The 580-nt window shown below is 72.6% G+C and carries 1 protein-coding gene; it reads right to left on the reverse strand.

The features are described 5' to 3' along the window. Nucleotides 1-392 (reverse strand): MarR family winged helix-turn-helix transcriptional regulator (locus tag LQ326_RS47405; RefSeq protein ID WP_234545412.1); only part of this gene is annotated, 392 nt, incomplete at its 3' end. Nucleotides 393-580 lie beyond the last annotated feature (188 nt).

The following is a 580-nucleotide window of genomic DNA, read 5'->3' on the forward strand; positions in this document are numbered from 1 at the left end:
GCGTCCATGCGGCGCTCGTGGGCGGTGGTCCAGGCGTCGAGCTTCTGACGGCCGGCGTCGGTGAGGGTGACGACTGAGGCCCGGCGGTCGGCGGGGTCGACGTCGCGAGCGACCAGCCCCGCCGTGATCATCTGGCCGATGAGTCCGCTGACCGTGCTCGGCGCCAGGCGCCGGCGGGCGGCGAGGTCGCTGACCCGGGCCGGAGAGTGCTCACCGAGCACCTGCAGCAGCTCGACCTGCGCCATCGGCAGGGTCTCCCACGGATAGTCGGTACGGATGGAGGAGCGCAGCGCGCGGCGCAGCCGGGTGACGGCCTCGGTGAGCAGGCGGGCGTCCGTCTCCTCCCCAGCCGGGCGGGGCGGAGTGACCTCGGAGCTGGGCTGCGCAGACATGCGGCCAGGGTATCCGGACCCAGGTACGGCTCCGCCGTCCCTACCTCGGACGCGGCATCAGCGTGGCTTCGCCCCCGTCAGGAGAACTTCGGGAAACTTCGGTGTCCGATGTATTGTCGGCCCGGTCGTCTGCCGGCCCGCGTGCCGGATCCCGTGCGCACGAGAACGGCCGAGCCCATGAACCTGGC

The sequence above is a fragment of the Streptomyces shenzhenensis genome (assembly GCF_021462265.1).
GTDB classification, from domain to species: Bacteria; Actinomycetota; Actinomycetes; order Streptomycetales; family Streptomycetaceae; genus Streptomyces; species Streptomyces shenzhenensis.